The organism is Mesorhizobium sp. AR07 (assembly GCF_024746815.1).
In the GTDB taxonomy this organism is placed as follows: Bacteria; Pseudomonadota; Alphaproteobacteria; order Rhizobiales; family Rhizobiaceae; genus Mesorhizobium.
This window is the reverse complement of sequence record NZ_CP080525.1, coordinates 5,402,768-5,426,644: the sequence shown is the minus strand read 5'-3', so window position 1 is coordinate 5,426,644 and position 23,877 is coordinate 5,402,768. Positions and strand designations below refer to the sequence as shown.

Annotated in this window: 21 protein-coding genes; 6 read left to right on the top strand and 15 right to left on the bottom strand. The window is 62.9% G+C overall.

Features of this window, described 5'->3' with window-relative positions:
- Window positions 1-8: 8 nt before the first annotated feature.
- Complete coding sequence (locus BPNPMPFG_RS27145; protein ID WP_258591664.1) at window positions 9-911, bottom strand: LysR substrate-binding domain-containing protein; 903 nt, start codon at window positions 909-911, stop codon at window positions 9-11.
- A gap of 278 nt (window positions 912-1,189) precedes the next feature.
- On the opposite strand from BPNPMPFG_RS27145, the gene BPNPMPFG_RS27140 reads away from it, so the two are divergent.
- Genes BPNPMPFG_RS27140 through BPNPMPFG_RS27130 form a run of 3 tightly spaced genes read left to right on the top strand, consistent with a single transcriptional unit; the run spans window position 1,190 to window position 5,795 of the window.
- The gene (locus BPNPMPFG_RS27140) at window positions 1,190-4,120 is read left to right on the top strand and encodes a molybdopterin oxidoreductase family protein (RefSeq protein WP_258591663.1); all 2,931 of its coding nucleotides are present in this window, start codon (window positions 1,190-1,192) and stop codon (window positions 4,118-4,120) included.
- The gene (locus BPNPMPFG_RS27135; protein ID WP_258591662.1) at window positions 4,117-4,851 is read left to right on the top strand and encodes a 4Fe-4S dicluster domain-containing protein; all 735 of its coding nucleotides are present in this window, start codon (window positions 4,117-4,119) and stop codon (window positions 4,849-4,851) included. Before BPNPMPFG_RS27140 ends, BPNPMPFG_RS27135 begins: the two co-directional genes overlap by 4 nt.
- Before the next feature lie 5 nt (window positions 4,852-4,856).
- Window positions 4,857-5,795 (top strand): dimethyl sulfoxide reductase anchor subunit family protein, encoded by a 939-nt coding sequence (locus tag BPNPMPFG_RS27130; RefSeq protein ID WP_258591661.1) that lies wholly within the window; start codon window positions 4,857-4,859, stop codon window positions 5,793-5,795.
- Between the two features lie 2 nt (window positions 5,796-5,797).
- Here BPNPMPFG_RS27130 and pdeM read toward each other — a convergent pair whose 3' ends face one another.
- The 5 genes from pdeM to BPNPMPFG_RS27105 all read right to left on the bottom strand — a co-directional run bounded on the left by pdeM (window position 5,798) and on the right by BPNPMPFG_RS27105 (window position 12,087).
- The gene (gene pdeM, locus BPNPMPFG_RS27125) at window positions 5,798-6,514 is read right to left on the bottom strand and encodes a ligase-associated DNA damage response endonuclease PdeM (protein ID WP_258591660.1); all 717 of its coding nucleotides are present in this window, start codon (window positions 6,512-6,514) and stop codon (window positions 5,798-5,800) included.
- A gap of 13 nt (window positions 6,515-6,527) precedes the next feature.
- Window positions 6,528-9,047, bottom strand: coding sequence for a ligase-associated DNA damage response DEXH box helicase (locus BPNPMPFG_RS27120; protein WP_258596946.1), 2,520 nt, complete (start codon window positions 9,045-9,047; stop codon window positions 6,528-6,530).
- Between the two features lie 241 nt (window positions 9,048-9,288).
- Entirely contained in the window at window positions 9,289-10,149 is an 861-nt protein-coding gene (locus BPNPMPFG_RS27115) for a C40 family peptidase (RefSeq protein ID WP_258591659.1), read from the bottom strand.
- 96 nt (window positions 10,150-10,245) lie between these two features.
- The gene (locus tag BPNPMPFG_RS27110; RefSeq protein ID WP_258591658.1) at window positions 10,246-10,596 is read right to left on the bottom strand and encodes a MarR family winged helix-turn-helix transcriptional regulator; all 351 of its coding nucleotides are present in this window, start codon (window positions 10,594-10,596) and stop codon (window positions 10,246-10,248) included.
- Between the two features lie 126 nt (window positions 10,597-10,722).
- Window positions 10,723-12,087, bottom strand: a complete 1,365-nt coding sequence (locus BPNPMPFG_RS27105) for a leucyl aminopeptidase family protein (RefSeq protein ID WP_258591657.1) — start codon at window positions 12,085-12,087, stop codon at window positions 10,723-10,725.
- 125 nt (window positions 12,088-12,212) lie between these two features.
- Between BPNPMPFG_RS27105 and BPNPMPFG_RS27100 the strand changes: the two genes are divergently transcribed.
- Window positions 12,213-13,034 (top strand): tetratricopeptide repeat protein, encoded by an 822-nt coding sequence (locus tag BPNPMPFG_RS27100; RefSeq protein WP_258591656.1) that lies wholly within the window; start codon window positions 12,213-12,215, stop codon window positions 13,032-13,034.
- A gap of 91 nt (window positions 13,035-13,125) precedes the next feature.
- On the opposite strand, the gene BPNPMPFG_RS27095 is transcribed toward BPNPMPFG_RS27100, so the two are convergent.
- From BPNPMPFG_RS27095 to BPNPMPFG_RS27055, 9 genes are all read right to left on the bottom strand, one after another.
- Complete coding sequence (locus tag BPNPMPFG_RS27095; RefSeq protein WP_258591655.1) at window positions 13,126-14,148, bottom strand: type II secretion system F family protein; 1,023 nt, start codon at window positions 14,146-14,148, stop codon at window positions 13,126-13,128.
- A 9-nt stretch (window positions 14,149-14,157) separates the two neighbouring features.
- A complete protein-coding gene (locus tag BPNPMPFG_RS27090) occupies window positions 14,158-15,171 on the bottom strand; it encodes a type II secretion system F family protein (protein ID WP_258591654.1) in 1,014 nt (337 codons plus the stop codon).
- A gap of 29 nt (window positions 15,172-15,200) precedes the next feature.
- Window positions 15,201-16,703: a TadA family conjugal transfer-associated ATPase gene (locus tag BPNPMPFG_RS27085; RefSeq protein WP_258591653.1), complete on the bottom strand. Its 1,503-nt coding sequence runs from the start codon at window positions 16,701-16,703 to the stop codon at window positions 15,201-15,203.
- 29 nt (window positions 16,704-16,732) lie between these two features.
- The gene (locus BPNPMPFG_RS27080; RefSeq protein ID WP_258591652.1) at window positions 16,733-18,016 is read right to left on the bottom strand and encodes a CpaE/TadZ family protein; all 1,284 of its coding nucleotides are present in this window, start codon (window positions 18,014-18,016) and stop codon (window positions 16,733-16,735) included.
- A gap of 44 nt (window positions 18,017-18,060) precedes the next feature.
- The gene (locus BPNPMPFG_RS27075) at window positions 18,061-18,798 is read right to left on the bottom strand and encodes a CpaD family pilus assembly protein (protein WP_258591651.1); all 738 of its coding nucleotides are present in this window, start codon (window positions 18,796-18,798) and stop codon (window positions 18,061-18,063) included.
- Window positions 18,799-18,812: 14 nt separating this feature from the next.
- Window positions 18,813-20,330, bottom strand: a complete 1,518-nt coding sequence (locus BPNPMPFG_RS27070) for a type II and III secretion system protein family protein (protein ID WP_258591650.1) — start codon at window positions 20,328-20,330, stop codon at window positions 18,813-18,815.
- Window positions 20,327-21,142, bottom strand: a complete 816-nt coding sequence (gene cpaB, locus BPNPMPFG_RS27065; protein WP_258591649.1) for a Flp pilus assembly protein CpaB — start codon at window positions 21,140-21,142, stop codon at window positions 20,327-20,329. The genes BPNPMPFG_RS27070 and cpaB overlap by 4 nt, the downstream gene beginning before the upstream one ends.
- Window positions 21,143-21,359: 217 nt before the next feature.
- Window positions 21,360-21,878 carry an A24 family peptidase gene (locus tag BPNPMPFG_RS27060; RefSeq protein ID WP_258591648.1) on the bottom strand — a complete coding sequence of 173 codons (519 nt, stop codon included), beginning with the start codon at window positions 21,876-21,878 and terminating at the stop codon, window positions 21,360-21,362.
- A 179-nt stretch (window positions 21,879-22,057) separates the two neighbouring features.
- Window positions 22,058-22,234 (bottom strand): Flp family type IVb pilin, encoded by a 177-nt coding sequence (locus BPNPMPFG_RS27055; protein WP_258591647.1) that lies wholly within the window; start codon window positions 22,232-22,234, stop codon window positions 22,058-22,060.
- Between the two features lie 457 nt (window positions 22,235-22,691).
- On the opposite strand from BPNPMPFG_RS27055, the gene BPNPMPFG_RS27050 reads away from it, so the two are divergent.
- The gene (locus BPNPMPFG_RS27050) at window positions 22,692-23,120 is read left to right on the top strand and encodes a pilus assembly protein N-terminal domain-containing protein (protein WP_258591646.1); all 429 of its coding nucleotides are present in this window, start codon (window positions 22,692-22,694) and stop codon (window positions 23,118-23,120) included.
- A 133-nt stretch (window positions 23,121-23,253) separates the two neighbouring features.
- Window positions 23,254-23,835, top strand: coding sequence for a TadE/TadG family type IV pilus assembly protein (locus BPNPMPFG_RS27045; RefSeq protein WP_258591645.1), 582 nt, complete (start codon window positions 23,254-23,256; stop codon window positions 23,833-23,835).
- Window positions 23,836-23,877: the final 42 nt, after the last annotated feature.

Sequence of the window (23,877 nt, the reverse complement as noted above, 5' to 3'; positions counted from 1 at the left end):
GCTGCCCCTCACGGGCCGGCGGGCACAGTTTCATCGGCGCCGAGATGCGCCTTGAGCGCCATCTGGGCCAGACTTGCCTGGCGATCGCGATGGGTGATCATGGCGAAGTCGCGCTTCGGCAATTCCAGCGGCACGGATCTGAGACTGCCCTCGGCGACGGCGCGCGCCACAACCAGCTCCGAAATGATGGCGGCGCCGGCTCCCGCCTCGACCGCCTGGCGAATCGCCTCGTTGCTGGGCAGCACCAGGAATATCTGCAGGTCGGCGAGAGAAATTCCTTCGCGGCGCGCCAGATCCTCCAGCACCTCGCGTGTGCCCGAACCACCCTCACGGATGATCCAGCGCAGCCCCTTGATGTCGGGCCGACCCTGCGAGACTTCGGCGATCTCCGGATGGGAGCTGGCGACGACCAGCATCAGCCTGTCGACGTCGACCTTGGCGCGGCGCAATATGTCTGACTCCGTGCGCCCCTCGACCAGGCCGAGGTCCGCCGCGCCATCGAGGACATTGGCCTCGACCTGCCTGGTGTTGCCGATGGTGACGCTCAGCCTGACGGCGGGGTAGGCTTCGTGGAAAGAAGCCAGCCGGCGCGGCAGCCAGTAGCTGGCGATGGTCTGGCTGGCAGCGATCGAAAGGCTGCCGGTGACCGTCTGCGAGACATGCTCCAGCACGTTGCGCGCCGCCGCCGCTCGCTCGAGCACGGCCTTGGCTTCGGGCAGGAACCGGTGTCCGGTCTGGGCAAGCTCGATGTTGCGGCCGACGCGGTTGAACAGATGAACGCCGTGCTGCTCTTCAAGCGCGCGAATGGCGGCCGACGCGGCCGACTGGGAAATGCCCAGCAGCTCGGCCGCCTTGGTCATATGGCCGCGCTCGGCGACGGCGACGAAAATCCGCAACTGGTCCAGGGTCATACCTGCATTAAGAACCAATATCGATCGAATTTACAAGAACAACTGATTAGACAGATCGATAGCTTTATTCTACATTTTCGAGCGAAGTTAGAAAAAATTCGCCATTGGATGGCAGAGACTAAAATGATCGGGCGGTTCAGATCCCTGCTTGCCCATTGGACCCGCGGCATCCGGCGGCGGCTGGCCGGCGACAGGTACCACCCGGAAGAACATTACATGCGCGGCCCCGGGCCGAAGACGCGAGCCAAATCGGCCGGCCGCGCGGGCACCACCGGATCATGATGCACGGAGCGCCGCGCGGCGCGAATTCGGCCCCATCGCAACGCCCGCTTGCCGATACCAGCGCGCCCGATGAAGGCGACGGCGTCGACACATCGCCAAGCATTTCCGACAGCATCGCCAAGACCACATGCTACATGTGCGCCTGCCGCTGTGGCATCGACGTGCACATCAAGGACGGCAGGGTCCGCTACATCAACGGCAACAAGGACCATCCGGTCAATCGCGGCGTGATCTGCGGCAAGGGCAGCTCCGGCATCATGCAGCATTACAGCCCGGCAAGGCTGAAGAAGCCGCTCAAGCGCACCGGCCCGCGCGGCTCGGGCGAATTCCGCGAGATCGAGTGGGAGGAAGCCTTCTCGATCGCGACGGAACGGCTCTCGGCCATCCGCCGGACCGATCCGAAAAAACTCGCTTTCTTCACCGGCCGCGACCAGTCGCAATCGCTCACCGGCTGGTGGGCAAGCCAGTTCGGCACACCGAATTTTGCCGCCCATGGCGGCTTCTGTTCGGTGAACATGGCGGCCGGCGGCCTCTACACGATCGGCGGTTCGTTCTGGGAGTTCGGCGAACCCGACTGGGACAACACGAAATACTTCATGCTGTTCGGCGTCGCCGAGGATCACGATTCCAACCCGATCAAGATCGGCCTCGGCAAGCTCAAGGCGCGCGGTGCCAAGGTGGTTTCGATCAATCCGTGCCGGACCGGCTACAATGCCATTGCCGACGACTGGATCGGCATCCGGCCCGGCACCGACGGCCTGTTCGTGTTCGCCCTCATCCACGAACTGCTGAAGGCCGGCCGCGTCGATCTCGACTATCTCTTGCGCTACACCAATGCCCACGTCCTCGTCGTCCAGGAACCAGGCGCGGCCGATGACGGGCTGTTCGTCCGCGACGGCGACGGCAATTTGCTGGCCTGGGGCCGAGTAGCGAAGACACCTGTCAGCGCCACCGATGCCGACGCGAAGCCAGCGCTGACAGGCAGCTTCACCGTCGACGGCCGCCGCTGCGTCCCGGTGTTCCAGCTCATCGCCGACCGCTATCTCGATGAGAGCCATGCGCCGGATGCGGTCGCGGAACGCTGCGGCGTTGCCGCCGGCACGATCCGCAGGATCGCCGCCGAACTCGCGCATGTCGCCTTCGAACAGACGATCGAACTGCCGGTGGCGTGGACCGACTGGGCCGGGCGACGGCACGAGACGATCAGGGGGCGGCCCGTCGCGATGCATGCGATGCGCGGCATCTCCGCCCATTCGAACGGCTTTCACACATGCCGCGCCATCCATCTGCTTCAGGTGCTGCTCGGCACAGTGGATGTTCCAGGCGGCTTCCGCTTCAAGCCGCCCTACCCCAGATCGGCGCCGCCGGGTCCGAGGCCTTCAGGCAAGACCGTCAAGCCGATGACGCCGCTCGACGGCATGCCGCTCGGTTTCGTCTGCGGGCCGGACGACCTGCTGGTCGATGAGGCCGGCACGCCTGTTCGCATCGACAAGGCCTATTCCTGGGACGCGCCGCTGGCCGCGCACGGTCTGATGCACACCGTCATTCGGAATGCCTGGGCGGGCGATCCGTACCCGATCGACACGCTGCTGATGTACATGTCGAACATGGCCTGGAATTCCTCGATGAACACCGTCGAGACCATCGCCATGCTGACCGACCATGACGAAGCGGGCAACTACAAGATCCCCTTCATCATCTATTCCGACGCCTATTATTCCGAGACCGTGCCGTTCGCCGATCTCGTGCTGCCGGACACCACCTATCTCGAGCGCCATGATTGCATCAGCCTGCTCGACCGGCCGATCAGCCATGCCGACGGACCGGGCGACGCCATACGCCATCCCGTCGTCGAGCCGGACCGCGATGTCAGGCCGTTCCAGTCGGTGCTGATCGAACTCGGCGCGCGGCTCGGCCTGCCCGGCTTCGTCAATGACGATGGCGCGGCCAAGTATGCCGACTATGCCGATTACATCGTCAATCATGAGCGCACGCCCGGTGTCGGTCCGCTCGCCGGCTGGCGCGGCAAGGATGGCACCTCGATCGGCAAGGGCACGGCCAATCCAAACCAGTTGCAGCGCTACATCGACAATGGCGGCTTCTGGCACCATGATTTTTCCGAAGACCAGCGCTACTACAAGATGGCCAACCGCTCCTATCTCGACTTCGCGGTGCAGATGGGCTTCATCCCCAAGGCGGAGCCGATCGTCTTCCAGCTCTATTCCGAGCCTTTGCAGCGCTTCCGCCTCGCCGCACGCGGCCATGGCCGTGTGTTGCCGCCCGAGGGCGACCGCCAGCGCATCGAGACTTATATGGACCCGCTGCCGTTCTGGTACATGCCGTTCGAGGAAGCGGCCGTCGATTTGCAAAAATATCCGCTGCATGCACTGACGCAGCGGCCGATGCACATGTACCATTCCTGGGGATCGCAGAATGCGTGGCTGAGGCAGATCACCAGCCAGAACCGGCTGTTCGTGCATCAGCAAACCGCTGCGGATCTCGGCCTGGTCGATGACGACTGGGTGTGGATCGAGAGCATCAACGGCAAGGTCAAGGGGCAGATCAAGCTGGTCGACGGCGTGAACGAAAGCACGGTCTGGACCTGGAATGCGATCGGCAAGCGGCGGGGCAGCTGGGGGCTGAAGGACGATGCCGCCGAATCCAATCGCGGCTTCCTGCTCAACCACATTATCGGCGACCGGACCTCGGCCGACGCCAACGGCAAACGCTATTCGAATTCCGATCCGGTCACCGGTCAGGCGGCATGGTTCGACCTGCGCGTGCGCATCGTCAAATGCGCGGCCGAGGAAGCCGGCTTCACCGAGCCGCAGTTCGAACGTTTCCGGCAGCCACCGCATTTCGAGCCCGCGCCCGACAAGCTCCGTTTCGGCGCTGAATTCCGGCTGAAAAGAGAGGCGGCCGAATGACCTGTCTGCCAAGTCAAAGCGGCAAGAAGCTCGGCCTCGTCATCGACCTCGACACCTGCGTCGGCTGCCAGGCCTGCGTCACCGCCTGCAAGGAATGGAACACCGGCGGCCACATGGCGCCGCTGACCGACATCGACCCCTATGGCGGCCATGTCGACGGCGTCTGGTTCAACCGCGTGCACAGCTACGAGCACACCACCGAGATGGGCGGGCGTACGGTCAACTTCCCACGCTCCTGCCTGCATTGCGAGACGCCGGCCTGCGTCACCGTCTGCCCGACCGGCGCTTCCTACAAACGGGCCTCGGACGGCATCGTGCTGGTCGACGAGGACAAGTGCATCGGCTGCAAATTGTGCAGCTGGGCCTGTCCCTATGGCGCGCGTGAATTCGACACCGATGTCGGCGTGATGAAGAAGTGCACGCTGTGCGTCGACCGCATCTACAATGACAATCTGGCCGAGGAAGATCGCGTGCCGGCCTGCGTCGCCGCGTGCCCGACCAGCGCCCGGCATTTCGGCGACCTCGGCGATCCCCTGTCAGCCGTCTCGCAACTGGTTGCGGAGCGTGGCGGCGTCGACCTGATGCCGGAACTCGGCTATCACCCGACCAACAAATACCTGCCGCCGCGCGCCCACACCCAACGCGCCGCATCGGTGCCGGCGAAGGCGCTTGAGCCGGTACGTGCCGAAGGCGGCTTCCTCGGCTGGGTCGACCGCATGCTTTCGAACTGACATCCATGCATCCAGCCGCCTCCGTCGTCTTTTTCACCACCGCCACCGGCGCCGGCTATGGGCTGCTGGCGCTGCTGGGCGTGCTCGGAGGTTTCCAGATCATCCCGCCCGACTTCTGGCTGGGCTTCATCGGCATGGGGCTGGCACTCGGCCTGATCGCGGCCGGCCTTTTGTCGTCGACCGGCCATCTCGGCAGGCCCGAACGCGCCTGGCGGGCCTTCTCGCAATGGCGCAGTTCCTGGCTGTCGCGCGAAGGCGTTGCCTCGGTCATCACGTTTATCCCGGCGGGGCTGTTCGGCATCGGCTGGGTGCTGCTCGGCCGCACTGGCGGCTGGGTGGCTGCGGCCGGATTGCTGGCGGCCATCGGCGCGGTCGTCACCGTCTGCACCACCGGCATGATCTATGCATCGCTCAAGCCGATCGCCCAGTGGCACAGCCGCTTCACCCTGCCCGGCTATCTCATCTTCTCGGCGATGACCGGCAGCGTGCTGCTGAACGCGCTGCTGCAGGGATTTACCATGGGCAGCAACTTCCTTCTGAGAGCGTGCGTGTTGCTGACCTTGCTTGGCTGGGGCTGGAAGTTGGCGACCTGGCGACACAATGATGCGCTGGAAATCGCGACAACCGCCAACACCGCAACCGGGCTGGCCGGCGGCACGGTGCGGTCGCTGGAATGGCCGCATACCGAGGAAAACTATCTGCTCAAGGAAATGGGTTTCCGCATCGCGCGCAAGCACGGCGCGCGACTGCGCCAGATCACGCAGGGTCTGGCCTTCGCCCTGCCAGTCCTGCTGCTCGCAGCCACCTTCGCCTTGCCGTGGTGGCCCTTCGCGGCGATGCTGTCGGTTCTTGCCGCCATCGCGCAGTTCGCCGGCATGCTGGTCGAACGCTGGCTGTTCTTCGCCGAGGCGAAGCACACGGTCATGCTCTATTACGGACGCTGATTTCAGCCGGGCCGCAGCATCGAGCGGGAAATCGCAAAAATGCGCTCAGCGCCGAGCATATAAGCCATCAGCGTGTCCGGGCGGAACAGCCCGGCATAAGCGCGGTCGAGCACGTTGAGCGAACCGGTATAGGCGCCGAAGGCCGGCATGATCATGCGGCCGCCATCGCCGGCAAAGCAGCGCCGCCGCACCGAACGGCCGCGCTGCACGATGCGCGCGCACGGGTGCAGATGGCCTGCTATTTCGCCTTCGACGCGCTCCTTCGACGGCTCGTGCCGGAACAGCAGTGACCCTATGGCGAGTTCACGCACCGTCTCGCCGGGCAGGTCGGCGGGGGCTTCCGGATCATGATTGCCGGCAACCCAGAACCAGTCCCGGCCTGATATCAGCGTTTCCAGCCGTTCGCGGAAGCTCGCATGCATGCGCTCGGCGCCGCCGCCATCATGAAAGGAGTCGCCCAGGCTGATGACGATGGATGGCTGATAATCAGCGATGACCGCCTGCAATCGCAGCAAGGTGGCGCCGGTGTCGTAAGGCGGGATCAGCGCGCCGCGCCGCGCCAGCGACGAACCCTTTTCGAGATGCAGGTCGGAAACGGCCAGAAGCCGCAGATCGGGAAAATAGAGCACGCCGCGCGGGTCGCAGACGGCGCGCTCGCCGGCGATGCCGACAAGGTCGGCCTCGGCGATCAGCGGTGTCCGCGCCAGCGAAAAATTCATCTCGAAATCAGTCTCATCGTTGGCCCATGGCCTCCTCGACCAGATCGGCGGCTTCCATCAGCAAGGACTCGTTGGCGCCGCCATTCACCGATTCCTTGCCGATCTCCAGCATGATCGGGACGGCCAGCGGCGAAATCTGATCCAGATGCTTATGCATGATTCGACCGCGCACACGCGAGAGCATCTCGGCAAGTCTGCTGACATCGAGCAGCCCGGCCGACGCATCGGTGCGCGTCGCCTGCAGCAGGATATGGTCCGGTTCGTGGCTGCGCAGCACGTCGTAGATCAGGTCGGCCGAGACCGTCACCTGCCGTCCGCTCTTCTCCTGGCCGGGAAAGCGCTTCTCGATCAGTCCGGCGATGACCGCGCAGGTGCGGAAGGTGCGCTTCAGCATCCAGCTGTCGTTCAGCCAGGCCTCGAGATCGTCGCCCAGCATGTCTTCGTCGAACAGAGCGGCCAATGACGGCTTCTTGGCCTTGAACAGTGCCGCCATGTCGTCCAGCGCCCAGACGGCCAGCGAATAGTCTGTAGCGACGAAGCCGAGTGGCCGCGCGTTGGCGCGCTCCAGTCGCCGCGTCAAAAGCATGCCGAGCGTCTGGTGCGCCAGCCTGCCCTCGAAGGGATAGGCGACCATGTAATGCCGGTTGCCGCGTGGAAAGGTTTCGACCAGAAGGTCGCTGCGTTTCGGCAGCACCGACTTTTCCTTCTGCAGCCGCAGCCAGTCGGCGACCTGTTCGGGAAGCGCCTGCCAGCGGTCGCTATCGGCGAGCATGCCGCGCACCTGATCGGCGAGATAGGTCGACAGCGGAAACTTGCCGCCGGCATAGGACGGCACAATGATGTTGGCGCCGGCGCCGTTGGAGACGACGCATTCGTTCTCGCGGATGCCCTCGAAGCGCAGCACCTTGCCGGCAAACAGAAAATTGTCGCCGGGCCGCAGCGTCTCGGCGAAATATTCCTCGATCTTGCCCAGTACCGGCCCGCCGCGCCCAGTCATGCCACGACCTTGCTTGACGTAGCGAACATTGAGCTCCGGCATTTCGACGATGGTGCCGACATTCAGCCTGTATTGCTGGGCGATGCGCGGATGCGAGACGCGCCACAGCCCGCCGACCGTCTTGCGGATACGGGCGTAGCGCTCGTAATTCTTCAGCGCGTAGCCGCCGGTGGCGACGAAATCGACGACACGGTCGAAGGTCTCGCGCGCCAGCCCGGCATAGGGCGCGGCGCTGCGCACTTCTTCGAATAAATGGTCAGCATCGAAGGGCGCGCCACAGGCGACACCGAGCACATGCTGCGACAGCACGTCGAGCGCGCCATTGATCAGCGGCGGCGTGTCCTGTGCGCCGAGATAATTGGCGTCGAGTGCTGCCCGGCATTCCAGCACCTCGAAGCGATTGGCCGGAATGAGGATCGCCTTGGACGGCTCGTCCATGCGGTGGTTGGAACGGCCGATGCGCTGCGCCAACCGGCTGGCGCCCTTCGGTGCGCCGACATGCACGACCAGATCGACATCGCCCCAATCGATGCCGAGATCGAGCGTCGACGTCGCGACGATGGCGCGCAGCGCGTTCTCGCCCATCGCCTTCTCGACCCGCCGACGCTGGCCGACATCGAGCGAGCCGTGATGCAAGGCAATCGGCAGCGAGTCCTCGTTTGCCCGCCACAGTTCCTGGAACAGCAATTCCGCCTGGCTGCGGGTGTTGACGAACAGCAGCGTCGTGCGGTGCTGCTTGATCGCTTCGTAGATTTCGGGAATGGCGTAGCGGGCCGAATGGCCGGACCACGGCACACGTTCTCGTGAGTCAAGAATGGAGATGTCGGGCTTCGCCCCGCCCGCCACGGTGATCAGGCCGGCCATGGCGCCTGGCGGATTCTGGCCGACCAGCCAGCGCCGCAATTCATCGGGCTCGGCGACCGTTGCCGACAAACCGATCGTCTGTAGGCCTGGCACGTAGACGCGCAGCCGCGCCAGGCCGAGCGCCAGCAGATGCCCGCGCTTCGACGTCACCAGCGAATGCAGTTCGTCGAGCACGACAAAGCGCAGGTCCTCGAAGAACCGCCTGCCATCCGGCGCCGCGATCAGCAGCGCCAATTGCTCGGGCGTGGTCAGCAGAATGTCGGGCGGCACCAGCTTCTGGCGCTGGCGCTTGTGCGCCGGCGTGTCGCCGGTGCGCGTCTCGATGGTGACGGGCAGCCCGATCTCTTCCACCGGCTTGCCGAGATTGCGCTCGATGTCGACGGCCAGCGCCTTCAGCGGCGAGATGTAGAGGGTATGGATACCGCGATGCGCCTGGCCTGGCTTTCGTCTTGGCCGGTTGGCCAGTTCGGTCAGCGATGGCAGGAAGCCGGCCAGCGTCTTGCCGGCGCCGGTTGGCGCAATCAGCAGCACCGACTGGCCCGCTTGGGCCTTCGCCAGCAATTCGATCTGATGGGCGCGCGGCGACCAGCCCTTTTCGCCGAACCATCTGATGAATGGTTCGGGCAGGGCCACGGTGGCATTCTGTTCGGCAAGGCGCGGCTGCTCTGTCACGCGCCAGAGGTAGCGCGGCCACGGGCAATCGCCAAGAAGAATCGGAACAAAAGGGGATCGAAGCGCCATTCTGCGCCATCCGAGATTGGCGAAATCTTCGAGGAGAGCGCCCCCTCGCCCCGTTTACGGGGAGAGGATGCCGGCAGGCAGGTGAGGGGCAGCGCCAACGATCGAGGAGTCGCGCTGCCCCTCATCCGCCCTTCGGGCACCTTCTCCCCGTGAACGGGGAGAAGGAAGAAGCTTACGGCCGCCGGAACCCTGTCGGGCCGCCATAGAGATAGCCGATGCGGGCGATCGCCTCCCTCAGCCCTTCGCGCGACACCAGCATGGTGTGGCCATTGGCATGGATCATCGTATCGGCGTCGGTCATGACGGCGACATGGCCTTTCCAGAACACCAGGTCGCCGCGACGCAACCCGACATAGTCCGGGCCTGGATCGAGCGGCCCGCCGATGGAAGCGGCCTGCATGTCGGTATCGCGCAGCACGTCGCTGCCGGCCATGCGCAACGCCAGTTGCACGAGGCCCGAACAGTCGATGCCGAAGCCCGAAGCACCACCCCAGAGATAGGGGGTGCCGAGAAACATCTCGGCCGTCGAAACATAGTCGGCGGCCACATCATCGATTGGCCGCAGATGACCCGCGATGATCGCCTCGCCGGAGGGCAGGACGGCATAATGCGTGGCGCGCGTTTCGGCGGCACCGGTCACCGTCACCGTCGATCCCATCGAAAATTGTCCCGCGATCGGAAACCGCAGATCGGGCCCGGGATAGAGGAAGGTGCGCGGCACCGACACGATATGGGTCGCCGCATGGTCCCGCCCGCCCAGCATGGTATCGGCGACATAGCCGACATAGCCGTCGCGTTCGGCCTGGATCCAGGCCCAGCCCTCGGCGACCTCGAAGACGAGGACATCATCGCCGAACAGGGCTTGCGTGTTGACGCCGGCATCCGGCCGCGGCGTCTTGCGTATGTCTGCCACCGAAGCGGTGATCCGCGCCGGCCGTCCGGCGACAAATCGGTCGGCGACAACCGACCCCTTCAGCCTGGCATCGGCAAGGTCGGAACGGAAGGCGTGAAGGCGGGCATCCCTAGCGGTCAAATCGGTAACTCTGCTTTACTTTGTTTGAGCATGATCTCTGGACAAACGGAAACCGTTTGTCCGAGAAAACCGGTTCCCACTTTTCGGGATCATGCTTTAGATCGGCAGTTCATGGGCCTTGGCGATGATACCATCGCCGAAGCGCTCGACAAAGAGCGCGCCTTCGACCGTGCGCCTGATCAGCACATTGCGCTTGTCGAGCTCGTCGCGATGGCGTGACACCAGTTTCAACGCGCCCATCGTGTCGAGCGCACGGGTGATCACCGGCTTGGTGACATTGAGGCGGGCAGCAAGCCCGCGCACCGTGTGCGGCGGCGGATCGAGATAGATGGTGAACAGGATCGCCGTCTGGCGTATGGTCAGGTCGGGCGCGTCGTCGCGCACCTGCGACAGCATCACTTGCTGCCACAGTCGCAAGGCCTGGCTCGGGCGCATCGCAATCGACATCCGAGCAGCATGACGGCAAATTGTTTCGGTTCCGTTTCAGTCGCTACCTTCTTATTGGACCATGATCTCTGGACAAACGGTTTCCGTTTGTCCGAGAAAACCGGTTCCCACTTTTCGGGATCATGGTCAGCCGTAGCGTTTCGAGATGATCCGCTCCAGCGCGCGAATGCCTTGCGCCTCGCCGCCGGCGGGGCCATGCGGACGGTCGGTGGGGTTCCAGGCGAAGATGTCGAAATGCGCCCAGCCCGCGGTCTTTTCGACAAAGCGCTTGAGAAACAGTGCCGCCGTGATCGAGCCGGCGAAACCGTCCGATGTAACGTTGTTGATGTCGGCGATCTTGGACGACAGTTTTGCATCGTAAGGCCGCCACAGCGGCATGCGCCACAGCGGATCCTCGGCCGCGACGGAAGCCGACGCCAGGTCGGACGCCAGCGCTTCGTCTTCGGTATAGAATGGCGGCAGGTCGGGGCCGAGCGCGACAAGGGCTGCCCCGGTCAGCGTCGCCATGTCGACCAGAAGCCGCGGCTCCTCCTCGTCGGCCAGCGCCAGGGCGTCGGCCAGCACCAGCCGTCCCTCGGCATCCGTATTGCCGATCTCGACTGTGATGCCCTTGCGGCTCGCCAGCACGTCGCCGGGCCGGAAGGCGTTGCCGGCAATCGAATTTTCGACCGCGGGGATAAGCACGCGCAGGCGCACGTTCAGACCGGCGGCCATGATCATCGAAGCCAGGCCAAGCACATTGGCGGCACCCCCCATGTCCTTCTTCATCAGCAGCATGCCGGACGACGGCTTGATGTCGAGACCGCCAGTGTCGAAACAGACGCCCTTGCCGACCAGCGTCACCTTCGGCGCGCCTTGCTGCCCCCATGTCATGTCGATCAGGCGCGGTGCGCCGGTCGAGGCACGGCCAACGGCATGGATCATCGGGAAATTGCCGCTGAGGAGATCGTCGCCCTTCACCACCGAGATTTCGGCATTGTGCGTTCCGGCCAGGGTCCGCACCGCCTTCTCCAGCTCATCGGGACCCATGTCGCTGGTCGGTGTGTTGACCAGATCGCGGGTCAGGAAGACGCCATCGGCGATGCGGCGAACGCGCCCGGCATCGACGCCGGCCGGCAGCTCGAAGCGCAGCGCCTTGCCGGGTTTCTTGCCGTAACGGGTAAAGACATAGCCGCCGAACACCAGCGCTGATATCGCGAGTTCCGGCTCGGCCGGCGCGGCGGCGAAACGCCAGTCGCCTTCCGGCAAGGCTCTCGACAATGCGCCAAGAGCGAGCGCGCCCTCGCCGTCACTGACACCGAACAAGGCGCCGCCAAGCGCTCCGTTTTCACCGGGCACGATCAGGGTTCTGCCTGCCTCACCTGAAAAGCCGTTGGCCGTGGCCCAGGCGATGGCGGCTGGCGCAAGACCGGCCGTCTCCAGGCCGTCCCTGGCAACCAGATGGACCGGCAGTGCGCTCTGCAATTTCTTTTCGACGAGTTCGACAGGCATTCGATGTTCTCCGTGCGGCGGCCCTTGAGTCGCCGTTCTTAACCGTCCGTTAGGGTTAACAGAATATTTCTGCGAGAGGGAAGACGGTCACGCAATGGCCGCGCATGAATGGAGGCCCGGTGCCGATGCCGACCAACCGCACGATCAATGCCAGGGGAAAACGGCTCATCACCACCGCCCTCATGCTGGCGCTCGCGGCGGGTGTCGCCGGTTGCGGAACCGACAAATTCACCACCGGCTCGATCGGGCGCACCGGCGGCAAGCCGCTGGAAACCATGTCGGCGGGGGAACTGCACAATGCGACGACGGCACTTGGTCAATCCTACGCCAGGAACCCCAACGACAAGCGCATAGCGACAAATTATGCGGCGGCGCTGCAGATGGACGGTGACGCCGACCAGTCGCTCGCCGTGATGCGCAAGCTGGCGATCGCAATGCCGAAGGATCGTGACGTGCTCGCCTCCTACGGCAAGGCGCTGGCCGCCAATGGCCAGTTCGAGGCCGCGCTGGACGCCGTGCGCCGCGCGCAGACACCGGAATATCCCGACTGGAGGCTGGTATCGGCCGAAGCGGCCATTCTCGACCAGCTCGGCCATAAGGACGACGCGCGCCAGCTTTACCGCAAGGCGCTCGAACTCAAGCCGAACGAGCCGTCGGTGCTCTCCAATCTCGGCATGTCCTATGTATTGGCAGGTGACCTGCGCACCGCCGAAACCTATATGCGCTCCGCAGCGCAACAGCCGAACGCGGACAGCCGGGTGCGCCAGAACCTGGCGCTGGTCGTCGGCCTGCAGGGCCGTTTCGACGAAGCCGAGAAGATCGCCTCGCAGGAACTCTCGCCCGATCAGGCGCAGGCAAACGTCGCCTATCTGCGCCAAATGCTGGCTCAGCAGAATGCTTGGAGCCAGCTCAAGGACCAGGACAAGTCAAAGCCGGCGACCAACTGAGGCGACAATCCCAAAAAGCCCCGGAATGAAGAAGCCGCGCTGTGTTGCAGCGCGGCTTCTTCACATGTTCGTGCGGGGACGTGCCTCGCCTCTATTGCGCAGTCGATGCTGGTGCCGAACGATCGCCGAAGATGCCGCGCTGGCTGACCTGAATGCCGGCGGGGCCTAGAATGATGGCAAAAAGCACCGGCAGGAAGAACAGGATCATCGGCACGGTGAGCTTCGGTGGCAAGGCCGCGGCCTTCTTCTCGGCCGCATTCATGCGCTGGTCGCGGCTTTCGGCGGCCAGCACGCGCAGTGCGTGCGCCACGGGCGTGCCGTAACGCTCGGCCTGGACAAGTGCCTGCGACACCGACCTGACCGATTCCAGGCCGGTGCGGCTTGCCAGGTTCTCGTAGGCCTGCTTGCGCTCCTGCAGATAGGAAAGCTCGGCGTTGGTGAGGATGAATTCTTCCGCCAGCGCCACCGATTGCGCGCCGATCTCGTCGGCGACCTTGCGCAGGGCTGCTTCCACCGACATGCCCGACTCGACGCAGATCAGCATCAGGTCGAGTGCATCTGGCCATGCCAACTGGATCGACTGCTTGCGCTTGGTGGCGCGGTTGTTGACGTAGACGACTGGTGCGTAGAATCCGCCATAGGCAACCAGGATGCAGACGAACAGCCTGATGACCAATGGCTTCTCGGCCATTCCTCCGAGCACGAATATGTAGACCAAGGCCAACGCAAAGCCGACAAAAGGCAGCACGAGACGGAAGAAAAGAAACCGCGTCAGCGGATTCTGCCCACGAAACCCGGCCACCTTGAGTTTCTGCAACGTGCCCTCATCGGCGAGCGCGCGCCTCAGATCGAGCCGGTCGACAACGTTGCGCATGCCAATCGACTGTTCCTCGCGCAGGCCCTTGCGACGGCGATCCGCCTCGACGGCAAGCCGGGCGCGCTGCTTGGCGCGCAGCTCATCGCGTTCCAGCGCGACCGATTTCATGCGCGATTTGAGCTGGTTTCCGCCGAACGCCGGCAGCAGGGTGAACACGGTCGCAAACACGGCGAGGCCGACCAGCAGCGCGATCAGGAGGCTGGGGTCCGTCAGTGATTTGATGACTTGGTCGGTCATGCCACGATCCTAGACTTCAAAGTTCATCATCTTGCGCATCACAAAGATGCCGATCGACATCCAGACTGCCGAGCACCCAAGGATCAGGTGTCCAACGCTGGTGACGAACAGCGGCATCATATAGTTCGGGCTCGACAGGTAGACGAGAAAGGCGACAATGAAGGGCAGAGCGCCGATGATCACGGCGGACGCCTTCGCTTCCATCGACAGCGCCTGGACCTTGGCCTTCATTTTCTTGCGATCGCGGAGCACGCGCGAAAGATTGCCCAACGCCTCGGAAAGATTGCCGCCGGCCTGCGACTGGATCTGGATGACGATGCCAAAGAAACTTGCCTCCGTGCAAGGCATGGTTTCGGGCATGCGCAAGGTCGCGTCGGGGATCGACAAGCCCATCTGCTGTGAATCGACGATGCGACGAAACTCGCTCTTCACGGGTTCGAGAGATTCATTGGCGATCAGGCGCACCGCATCGTTCAGCGGCAGGCCGGATTTGACGGCGCGCACGATGATATCGAGCGCATTCGGAAATTCGTTGAGGAATTTCTTGACCCGGCGGGCGCGACAAAACGACACGAACCAACGCGGCAGGCCCAGCCCCCCGGCCAGCAGCACGCCCGGCAGGACGATCAGCGGCGCTCCGACCACATAGGCGGCCATCGTCAAAGCGAAGCCGCATATGGCGGAATATATATAGAAGCGCTCGACGGTGGTCTTCAGGCCGGCCTGACGGAGTTGGGCTTTCAGCGGCGGTTTCTTGACGGCGCTGTCCTTGGTCTTCTGCTTCGCGTCGAGTTCGTTCAGCGAATCCTGAACCGATTTGCGCCGCTTGGCGGCTTCCGCCACGCGGTCGCGCGAGGCATTGACGACGGAGCGATCCGTCTCGGCGGTCTTGATCGTCTCGAGCCGCTTGCCGACCTGTTTCTCGTTGCTGATCTGGTTGAACAGGAATGCATAGGCGACCGCGCCGGCGCTGAAGCCGGCGAGCACGACAAACGCCAGTACTGTGCCGTCAATTCCAAACATTGGCCAGAACCCTCACGCTTCCAGACGCCTCAGTCAGCGCGTTTCTCCATCGCCTCGAGCGCCACGGCGAGGCGCTGCTCCTCGCCATAATAGCGCGCCCGATCCCAGAAATGCGGGCGACCGATGCCGGTCGATACATGCTCTCCCAGCAGCCTTCCATTGGCGTCCTCACCCTTGATGTTGTAGAGGACGATGTCCTGCGTGATGATGACGTCGCCTTCCATTCCGATCACCTCGGTGATGTGGGTGATGCGACGCGATCCGTCGCGCAGGCGCGCCGCCTGGATGATCACGTCGATGGAGCCGACAACGATTTCGCGCACGGTCTTCTGCGGCAGCGAATACCCGCCCATGGCGATCATGGATTCGATACGGTTCAGGCATTCGCGCGGGCTGTTCGAGTGGATCGTTCCCATCGAGCCGTCATGGCCGGTGTTCATCGCCTGCAGAAGGTCGAACACTTCGGGTCCGCGCACTTCACCCACGATGATGCGCTCGGGCCGCATGCGCAGGCAGTTCTTGACCAGGTCGCGCATCGTCACCTCACCCTCGCCCTCCAGGTTGGGCGGGCGGGTTTCGAGGCGCACGACGTGCGGCTGCTGCAATTGCAGCTCGGCCGAGTCCTCGCAGGTGATGACGCGCTCCTCGCGGTCGATATAGTTGGTCAGGCAGTTAAGCAGCGTCGTCTTGCCCGAGCCGGTACCGCCCGAGATGACGATGTTGCAGCGAACACGGCTGATGATCTTGAGAACTTCGGCTCCCTGCGGTGAAATGGCACCGAACTTGACCAGCTGATCGAGCGTCAGCTTGTCCTTCTTGAACTTGCGGATGGTGAGCGTGGCACCGTCGATGGAGAGCGGCGGCGCGATGACGTTGACGCGGGACCCGTCGGGAAGACGCGCGTCGCAGATCGGGCTGGATTCGTCGACACGGCGGCCGACCTGGCTGACGATGCGCTGGCAGATGTTGAGGAGCTGCTGGTTGTCGCGAAAGCGGATGCCGGTCTGTTCGACCTTGCCATTGACTTCGATGTAGACGTTCTTGGAGCCGTTGACCATGATATCGGCGATGTCGTCGCGTGCGAGCAACGGCTCGAGCGGCCCATAACCGAGCACATCGTTGCAGATATCCTCGAGCAGTTCTTCCTGCTCGGCGATCGTCATCGCGAAATTCTTGATCGCGATGATGTCGTTGACGATGTCGCGGATTTCCTCGCGTGCGCTTTCGGGATCAAGCTTGGAGAGCTGTGACAGGTCGATCGTGTCGATGAGCGCGGAGAAAACCTGGCTCTTGGTGTCGTAGTAGGTTTCGCTCTTTTCGCGCTGGACCCGCTTCAGTTCCGGCGCCGATGGCGGTGCCTCGATCGCGCGGCGCGCCGGCGGCGCGACAGCGGCGCTTGGCGCAGCCGCGGGCCGGGCCAGAAGCGCCGTGTCCGCGGAACTTGCGGCCGCCGGCGCAACGGGGGCCGGTGCTGGCTGGCGAAATTCCGGCGTGAACCGGTTTCCGTCGTCGCTGCCTCTTTTACCAAACATGATCCGCTACCGATTCCGCCGCTGAAACGTCACTTCTTGTTGCGCGAGAGTTTGCCGAGCAGATTGCCGAGCCCCGCCTTCTTCTTAGCCTTGATTTCACTACGCCCGGTCAGCACATGCGCGATTTCGTTGATCATTGCGACAACCGAGTTCTTGGCATCCATTTCGCCAAGCATGCGCCCATTGTTGGCGGCATTGCCGAACAGCAATGGATCAAAGCCAATGACCGACATCGGCGACAGGCCGAGCGGCTCGGCGAAATCGGACGGTGAAATCTCCGGGCGCTTGGGAACGCCGGTCTGGTTGATGATCAGCTTCGGCGGCGGGTCGTTGGGACGAAGCCGCTTCAACATGTCGACCAGGTTCTTGGTGTTGCGCAGATTGGCCAGCTCCGGCGTCGCCGTGATGACGACCTCGTCGGCCTTGACCAGGGTGTTCTTGGTCCAGCCCGTCCAGGCATGGGGGACATCGAGCACCAGCAGCGGCACGCTGCGCTGGGCGGTGTCGATGAGCTGGGTGAAGGCTTCCGGATCGAAGTCATAGACCCGTTCGAGCGTCGAAGGCGCTGCCAGCAGCGACAGGTGCTCGGCGCACTGGGTCAGCAGCCGGTCGAGATAGACTTCATCGATGCGTTCCGGCGAAAACACCGCCTCGGCGATGCCTTGCGCCGGATCCTGGTCGAAATTGATGTTGGCCGTGCCGAAAGCGAGATCGAGATCGGCGACAACCACCTCGGATTTGAACAGGGAGGACATCGCCCAGGCCACATTGTGGGCAATCGTCGAGGAGCCGACGCCGCCCTTGGCGCCGACAAAGGCGATCGAGCGGCCGAGCGGCTCGGCTTCCGGGTCAATGAAAATCGACGACACCACGCTGACGATGTCTGCCATCGACACCGGTGCGATCACATATTCGGAAATGCCGGAGCGGATAAGCTCTCGGTAGAGACCGACATCGTTGTAGTGACCGATCACCACCACCTTCGAGGTCGGGTCGCAGTATTCCGAGAGCTGGGCGAGTTGCTCCAGCAGTTGCTTCGGCTCGCTGCGCGATTCCAGCAGGATCAGGTTGGGCGTTGGCGCCGACTGGTAGAATTCGATGGCTGTCGGGACACCGCCCATATGGACCTTGAGATGCGCCTTCGTCATACGGCGGTCCTCGCCGGCGCGCTCGACCGGATTGGCAACGCCCTCGGTCTCGCAGAATGCCTGAATCGAGATGCGCGGGATCGGCCGCAATGCCTGCATCGCGGCGATGTCCTGCTGCGAGGTATCGCTGCCATCCACCGGGGCGTCGTAGGCAAGGTTGCTCATCGTCATACTCTTTCCCGTGGCCTGTTGTATCCGAGACTGGCGGCTCAGTACGTCACTGCCGAACTGCCGAGGAACTCAGTTGAAATGCCTCTTGCGCGGTACTTATCGATCACCGCTCCGCGATTTTCGGCATCGATGGTGGAAGGCTTGCGCGGACCAAGCAGGTCGGCCGGATTTGCCATCTGAGCGGCAAGATTGTTCTGATAGGAGCAGCCGAAGTCGGCATAATGCTTGTTTTCCGACGTATCGGTCAGGTCATCGGGCCAGCGCCCGCATTTGTCGGTCTGGGCCCTCACCGAGACATAGGCGACGCGAACCGGCGACGATATCTCGTTCGAAGCGGCCTGATAAGAGGTGACAACGATCCGGTTCCGCTTGACGCCGCTGGCGATTGCGAGCCGGGCGAAATCGCGAGCGGCCGCCGTCGCGGCGATCTCGTTGGCCGACCCGCTCGGGACCTGGATCGTCAGCGTCGGGGCGGCACTCTTGTCATAGCCGTCCAGAAAGCCAAGGAGCGTATCGCGCTGGGAGCCGGTCATGCCACGGTCACCGGCACCGACCGGCAGGTCGAGCTTCTGATTCTTCTCCGCGATCACGATCGGATGGTTGGTACGATAATCGTCCGGAATGGCGCCAACCGTGATGCTGTCGCGCTGGGCGCAACCGGCCAACAAAGCCACTACCGCAACCGCCAAGGCTGGGACGGCCCGCTGGCGGATCCGCAAACGACCGGCGCGCATCGTTGTAGCGAAGGTCCTTGCCTTCAATGCTGACTGAGACATGTCCGCTTCCCCGCTCACTTGTAGATGAAGCCGACAACGCCGTGATAACGGCCGTTGGGCTTGTCTGTCTGCATGGTGCCGTAGACGCGATTGACACGGCCAAGGAACATGCCGGCGCCATCGCTGGCAGCGTTGAAATTGTCGTCCGGCTTGGCAAGATCGTTGCGCGCCACCGGCTTCACCAGATAGGGGGTGATGATGATGACGAGCTCGGTCTCGTTGCGCACGAAATCCCTGCTGCGGAAAAGCGCGCCGAGCACGGGAATCTTTGTCAGTCCGGGTAAGCCGTTGACGGCCTGCCTGACATCGTCGCGAACCAGACCGGCGATCATCATGGAGCCACCTGAGGGCAATTCCACCGTCGTATCGGCAAGGCGCTTGCGCAGCGACAGGACATTCGTGCCGGGACTCGTCACGCCTGAGGAGAGCGCCACAGACCCTTCCGTTGTCGGCTCGGAAACCGAGGTTCTGACTTTCAGGCTTATGCGGCCGGGAGACAACACCACCGGCTGGAATTCCAGGCCGATGCCGTACTCGATCTTGTCGAGGGTGTAGTTCTTCAGGCCAGTCTGGTTATCGGTGGATACGTTCGCGGTGACGCCGCTCACCATGTTGTATTCACCACCGACCTTGAAGGTCGCCTTCTCGCCGGATACGGCGGTCAAGGTGGGTTCGGCCAATGTCTTCATGACACCGGACTGCTCCATGGCGTTGATATAGGCCTGCAACCCCGAGGCACCGATATTGAAGCCCGAATTCGACAGCTGCTTGCCGAGGCCGGTGAAATTGTCGCTGATTGCGCCGTAGCTGATGCCGTTGCTGCCGCCACTGCCAACCATATTGACGCCGAGCTGCTTCATCACCGAGCGGCTGACTTCGGCGACCGTCACCTTCAGCGTCACCTGATCGTCGCCGATGATCTGGAGCAGGTTGACGATCTTGCTGGTGCGGCGCTCCTGGTCCGGGTTGTTGATGGCGACGCCACTCTGGGACGAACCGCCGGCCGCGGTCTGCGAATATTGTCCCGTCGTCGCTTCACCGCCCGAGACGAAGATCGTCGCCAGGTCTTGCGCGCGTTTTGCGTCCAGCGGCGTGTCGACCGTTCCGGTCAGGATGACGTTGTCGTTCAGCAGTTCTACCTTGACGGCCGACGTCGGAATGAAGCGCTTGATATAGTCCTCGAGGCCGGCAACGTCGCGTTCGATGGCCAGGTCCAGACTGACGATCTGCTCGCCATTGGGACCGAAGACAAAGATGTTCGTCTCGCCGACCGCCTTGCCGAACAGATAGATGCGCCTTGAGGTGCGGGTCACCGCATCGGCAACCGCCGGGTTGGCGACGAGAATGTCGTAGGCATCGCTCGGCAGGTCGATGACCACCGATTTGTTGAGGCCGAGCTTGACGTGCTGGGTGGCGGTCGATGCCGTGACCCGCGCGTTCTTCGCCTCGACAACGCCTTGCACATTCGTTCCGACGAGCAGCAGGCCGAATGCCGCGGCTACGATTGCCGGCAGTTTACCACTTAGCCTCATTTCCTTGCCCCTACTTCGGAAACTTCGCCCGACTTGATCAGCCTTACCGTTCCCCTGCGGCCATTGCCGGAAACGAGATAGTCGGCCTCACCCAGATTCTTTTCCTGGGTGTCCGCAACCGCCCGCAGCGCCAAGGTCAGGCGATCCGCCATCTGCTGGGCAACCGTGATGATCTCCGCCTGACGCGGTGTCAGTTCCAGCGTGGCGGTCTGGCCCACCCTCGTCTTCTTGCCTTGCTCGTCCTCCTGAATGGTCTGGTCGATTGCCAGGACGCGGATGTTCTTGAGGATGGTCTCGGTGTTGAAGCTGGCGGCGCCGCCGGCAGCGGCATCGCCCCTGCGGGTCATGATGACATCGACGAAATCGTTGGGAAGAATGAAGCCGCCGGCCGAGGTGTCGGCCGAGATGGCCGTGGCGACCGCCCGCATGCCGGAAGGCAGGATCGACGACATGAAGCTCTGCCCCTCGCCGATCAGCTTGGAACGCCGCAGAGGCTCTCCGGCGTACATAGCCACACGGGCAACGGAACCCTTCAGCTTCTCCAGCGCTTCGGGTTCGACGGTGCGGGTGATGAAGTTCGCGTTGATGCCGTCGGCGGGCCAGGATTGCCAGGCGATGTTGTTCTCGAGCGGGTTGCCCATCGGAACATCGCCCGAGAGCACAAGCACGTCCTGCAGAGCCACCGCCGGGCCTTTGGGGCCGGAATCGACAACGATCTGAGGTGGCAGCGCCACCATGTTTTTCGCGACATAGCCAGCGCCACCCGCCGCGGCCACCGCCACGCTCAGAATTATCAATCGCGATGCTGGCATCTGTCCGAACCCTCGCCCTGGCAAACCACGTAGCCAAGCCGGACTTTGCAGCGGCAATCGTCAAAACAAGGTTAATGCAATGCTTACGATCGTGATTAATTTAAGGTTTACATAAATTGGCCGGACTATGCGCCGATCGGACAAAATGGCCGACTCCGGCCTGCTAGATTAGGCCGGTGCGGCAACGCCGGTCAGGGTAACGGAAATCAGATCGCGTTCAGGTCGCCAGCCTTGTCAGCGCCCACACCATCAAAGGCGAATCCGGATAGGTCAGCAGCCCGCCAAGGCCAAGCGCGATGCCGTAGGGAACGCCGTTCGCCTCGTCGGCAAAATGGCGCAGAAACGGATTTTGGCCGGTAACAGCCGCAATCAGCGATTTTCGGTAAAGTATGATGGCGATCGTCAGCAGGCCGCCGATGATTGTCGAGGCCACAAGATACTCGACGAGATGCACATTGAGACCCATCCACATCGCGGTAGCGGCCAAAAGCTTGGCATCGCCCCCGCCCATGCCACCCATTGCGAACAGGCCGAACGTCACGGCCAGGACCAGGGCGCCGGCGGCAAAATGCCCGCCATAGGCCGCCCATCCCATACCCGTCCACGGCGCGACCAGCGCGAAAACAACGACAAGCAGCACCGGCACGCGATTGGCGATCGTCATCGACAGCATGTCGGAGATCGCGGCAAACAGCATGCAGAACGGAAAGACGACGAAGATCAGGGCTTCAAGCATCGGGGCTATGCCTATTGTCCGAATTCCACGGGGCTCAATCTAGGTATGTTCGATTAACGATTGATGAGGCCCGGAACGAAAAGACGACTGGTATTGGCCGCGGAATAGAGAAGGGCCGCCACACGGCAGCCCTTCTCCAGAACGCAATCCGAGCGCTGAGCGCTCAGCTATACGGCAGATTAGCTGCCGCTGCTGTTCAAGGTGTTTCCGATAGCCTGGAACTTGGTGTTGAGTGCATTGCCGAGCGCGCCAGCGCCAGTGATGATAGCGAGCGCGATGAGAGCGGCGATCAGACCATATTCGATAGCGGTCGCGCCGGATTCGTCCTTCACAAAACGTGCGATGAGATTAGACATTCGAGAGCTCCTACTCCACGTGTTACAGCACTTCCGTCAACTTCTGTGATGGTTGATCGGATACTGCCAATCTAGGGAGAAGCTCTTTCGATCGGCTTAATAAACAGCCTTACTGATTCCTTTCCCAGTTCGAGCATATTGCGTGGTTAACTTCGGACTAAGTGCTGGCTGGCCCCTTCCCAGGTGTTTGGGCCGGAGACAGCGCGCTGTTGTCTCCCGAACGGGCATCCCGAACCCCCTGGCGCAAATTGCGCAAAACTGTTCGCGATGTCCCCGCACACCCGTTCGCGATGTCTCCGGTCCAAACACCGGGTTGGCGGTGGTCTGATCCCAAGCCGACCGCACCATACGGGCATCATGTCGGGCCTCGCGCCTTCCATCAGGGTGACCGCTTAACCGTTGGTTCACCAATCTCCTTCATGTTCCGTTGATCAGTCTGCTTGCGTGGAGCGCCTCAATGGCCCAGCCGAGATCGTCAATCCTGATTGCCGCGCTTCTTGCCGCCGCGACCTTCGTCGCGCCCGCCATGGCCGGCGCCGGCATCGAGGTCACGATGAACCAGGCCAAGATCGTCAAACTGTCGCGCCCCGCCGACACGATCGTGGTCGGCAACCCGGCAATCGCCGACGCTTCCGTACAGGACGCCTCGACGGTCGTGCTGACCGGCAAGGGCTTCGGCGTCACCAATCTCGTCGTGCTCGATACGGACGGTAGTCCGATCGTCGACGAGCAGGTTACAGTGGTGCGGCAGGCCGCTTCGTCCGTGCGTATCTATCGGCGTGCCGAAATACAGACCATGTCCTGCACGCCCTATTGCGAAAGCTCCTACAAGAGCGAAGCGGAAAAATCCTCCGAAGCCGAGATGAGTTGTCAGCCGATAGGATAGCGCGGTCGAATGCCGTTCAGGTTATCGGCTGGTTAAGACGCCTGCGCCGACTTTAACGATCATTCAAACCGGACCTCAATTGGTTTGCGCTAATACTCCTTCCGAGACCGCATAGAGATCGGCAGGATCAGGTATGAGCAAGGAAGTCGGCCCCACAGACGAGCACCAGGCGAGACGCCCGAGGTTTTTCTCCCGCTTCCTTCGCGACCGGCGCGGCAGCACGGCCATTGAATTCGCAATCCTTGCAATCCCATTCGCGCTGCTTGTCTTTGCCATTCTGGAAAGCTGCATCGCATTTGCCGGCCAGGAAGTGATGGCCAATATCACCGACGACGTCGCGCGCAAGCTGCGCACCGGCCAGCTGAGGGCCGCCGACGTCGCCGGAGACAATTTGAAGAACATGATCTGCGACAAGCTGGAGATCATCGTCTCTCAGGATTGTCCCACTCAGCTGGACGTTGATCTTCGCCAATATACCACGTTCGCCGACGCGGCCTTGGCCGGCTTCAAGATTCAGGGGGGCCAAGTCATCCTGACGAACGGCAACGCCACGCAGTCCTTTACTGTTGCGCCGGGGCCGGCGGAATCGAAGAACATGCTGCGTGTCTTCTACAAATGGCCGATCATGACCGATCTGTTGGCTCAGTCGATGGGTGGTAACAAAACTCTGCATTTCGCGTCGATAACCTGGCAGAACGAGCCGTTCGGCAATTGAGTTCGAGGCGGATGCGCGAGCAGCAAAAAAGAAAAAAGGGCA

Coding starts and splice junctions, on each gene's coding strand:
- BPNPMPFG_RS27110 (WP_258591658.1), bottom strand. CDS start 10,596: ATGTCGATTGCGATGCGCCCGAGCCAGGCCTTGCGACTGTGGCAGCAA.
- BPNPMPFG_RS27105 (WP_258591657.1), bottom strand. CDS start 12,087: ATGCCTGTCGAACTCGTCGAAAAGAAATTGCAGAGCGCACTGCCGGTC.
- BPNPMPFG_RS27080 (WP_258591652.1), bottom strand. CDS start 18,016: ATGAGCAACCTTGCCTACGACGCCCCGGTGGATGGCAGCGATACCTCG.
- BPNPMPFG_RS27140 (WP_258591663.1), top strand. CDS start 1,190: ATGATGCACGGAGCGCCGCGCGGCGCGAATTCGGCCCCATCGCAACGC.
- BPNPMPFG_RS27090 (WP_258591654.1), bottom strand. CDS start 15,171: ATGTTTGGAATTGACGGCACAGTACTGGCGTTTGTCGTGCTCGCCGGC.
- BPNPMPFG_RS27095 (WP_258591655.1), bottom strand. CDS start 14,148: ATGACCGACCAAGTCATCAAATCACTGACGGACCCCAGCCTCCTGATC.
- BPNPMPFG_RS27130 (WP_258591661.1), top strand. CDS start 4,857: ATGCATCCAGCCGCCTCCGTCGTCTTTTTCACCACCGCCACCGGCGCC.
- BPNPMPFG_RS27070 (WP_258591650.1), bottom strand. CDS start 20,330: ATGAGGCTAAGTGGTAAACTGCCGGCAATCGTAGCCGCGGCATTCGGC.
- BPNPMPFG_RS27045 (WP_258591645.1), top strand. CDS start 23,254: ATGAGCAAGGAAGTCGGCCCCACAGACGAGCACCAGGCGAGACGCCCG.
- BPNPMPFG_RS27085 (WP_258591653.1), bottom strand. CDS start 16,703: ATGTTTGGTAAAAGAGGCAGCGACGACGGAAACCGGTTCACGCCGGAA.
- pdeM (WP_258591660.1), bottom strand. CDS start 6,514: ATGAATTTTTCGCTGGCGCGGACACCGCTGATCGCCGAGGCCGACCTT.
- BPNPMPFG_RS27060 (WP_258591648.1), bottom strand. CDS start 21,878: ATGCTTGAAGCCCTGATCTTCGTCGTCTTTCCGTTCTGCATGCTGTTT.
- BPNPMPFG_RS27100 (WP_258591656.1), top strand. CDS start 12,213: ATGCCGACCAACCGCACGATCAATGCCAGGGGAAAACGGCTCATCACC.
- cpaB (WP_258591649.1), bottom strand. CDS start 21,142: ATGCCAGCATCGCGATTGATAATTCTGAGCGTGGCGGTGGCCGCGGCG.
- BPNPMPFG_RS27145 (WP_258591664.1), bottom strand. CDS start 911: ATGACCCTGGACCAGTTGCGGATTTTCGTCGCCGTCGCCGAGCGCGGC.
- BPNPMPFG_RS27050 (WP_258591646.1), top strand. CDS start 22,692: ATGGCCCAGCCGAGATCGTCAATCCTGATTGCCGCGCTTCTTGCCGCC.
- BPNPMPFG_RS27135 (WP_258591662.1), top strand. CDS start 4,117: ATGACCTGTCTGCCAAGTCAAAGCGGCAAGAAGCTCGGCCTCGTCATC.
- BPNPMPFG_RS27075 (WP_258591651.1), bottom strand. CDS start 18,798: ATGTCTCAGTCAGCATTGAAGGCAAGGACCTTCGCTACAACGATGCGC.
- BPNPMPFG_RS27055 (WP_258591647.1), bottom strand. CDS start 22,234: ATGTCTAATCTCATCGCACGTTTTGTGAAGGACGAATCCGGCGCGACC.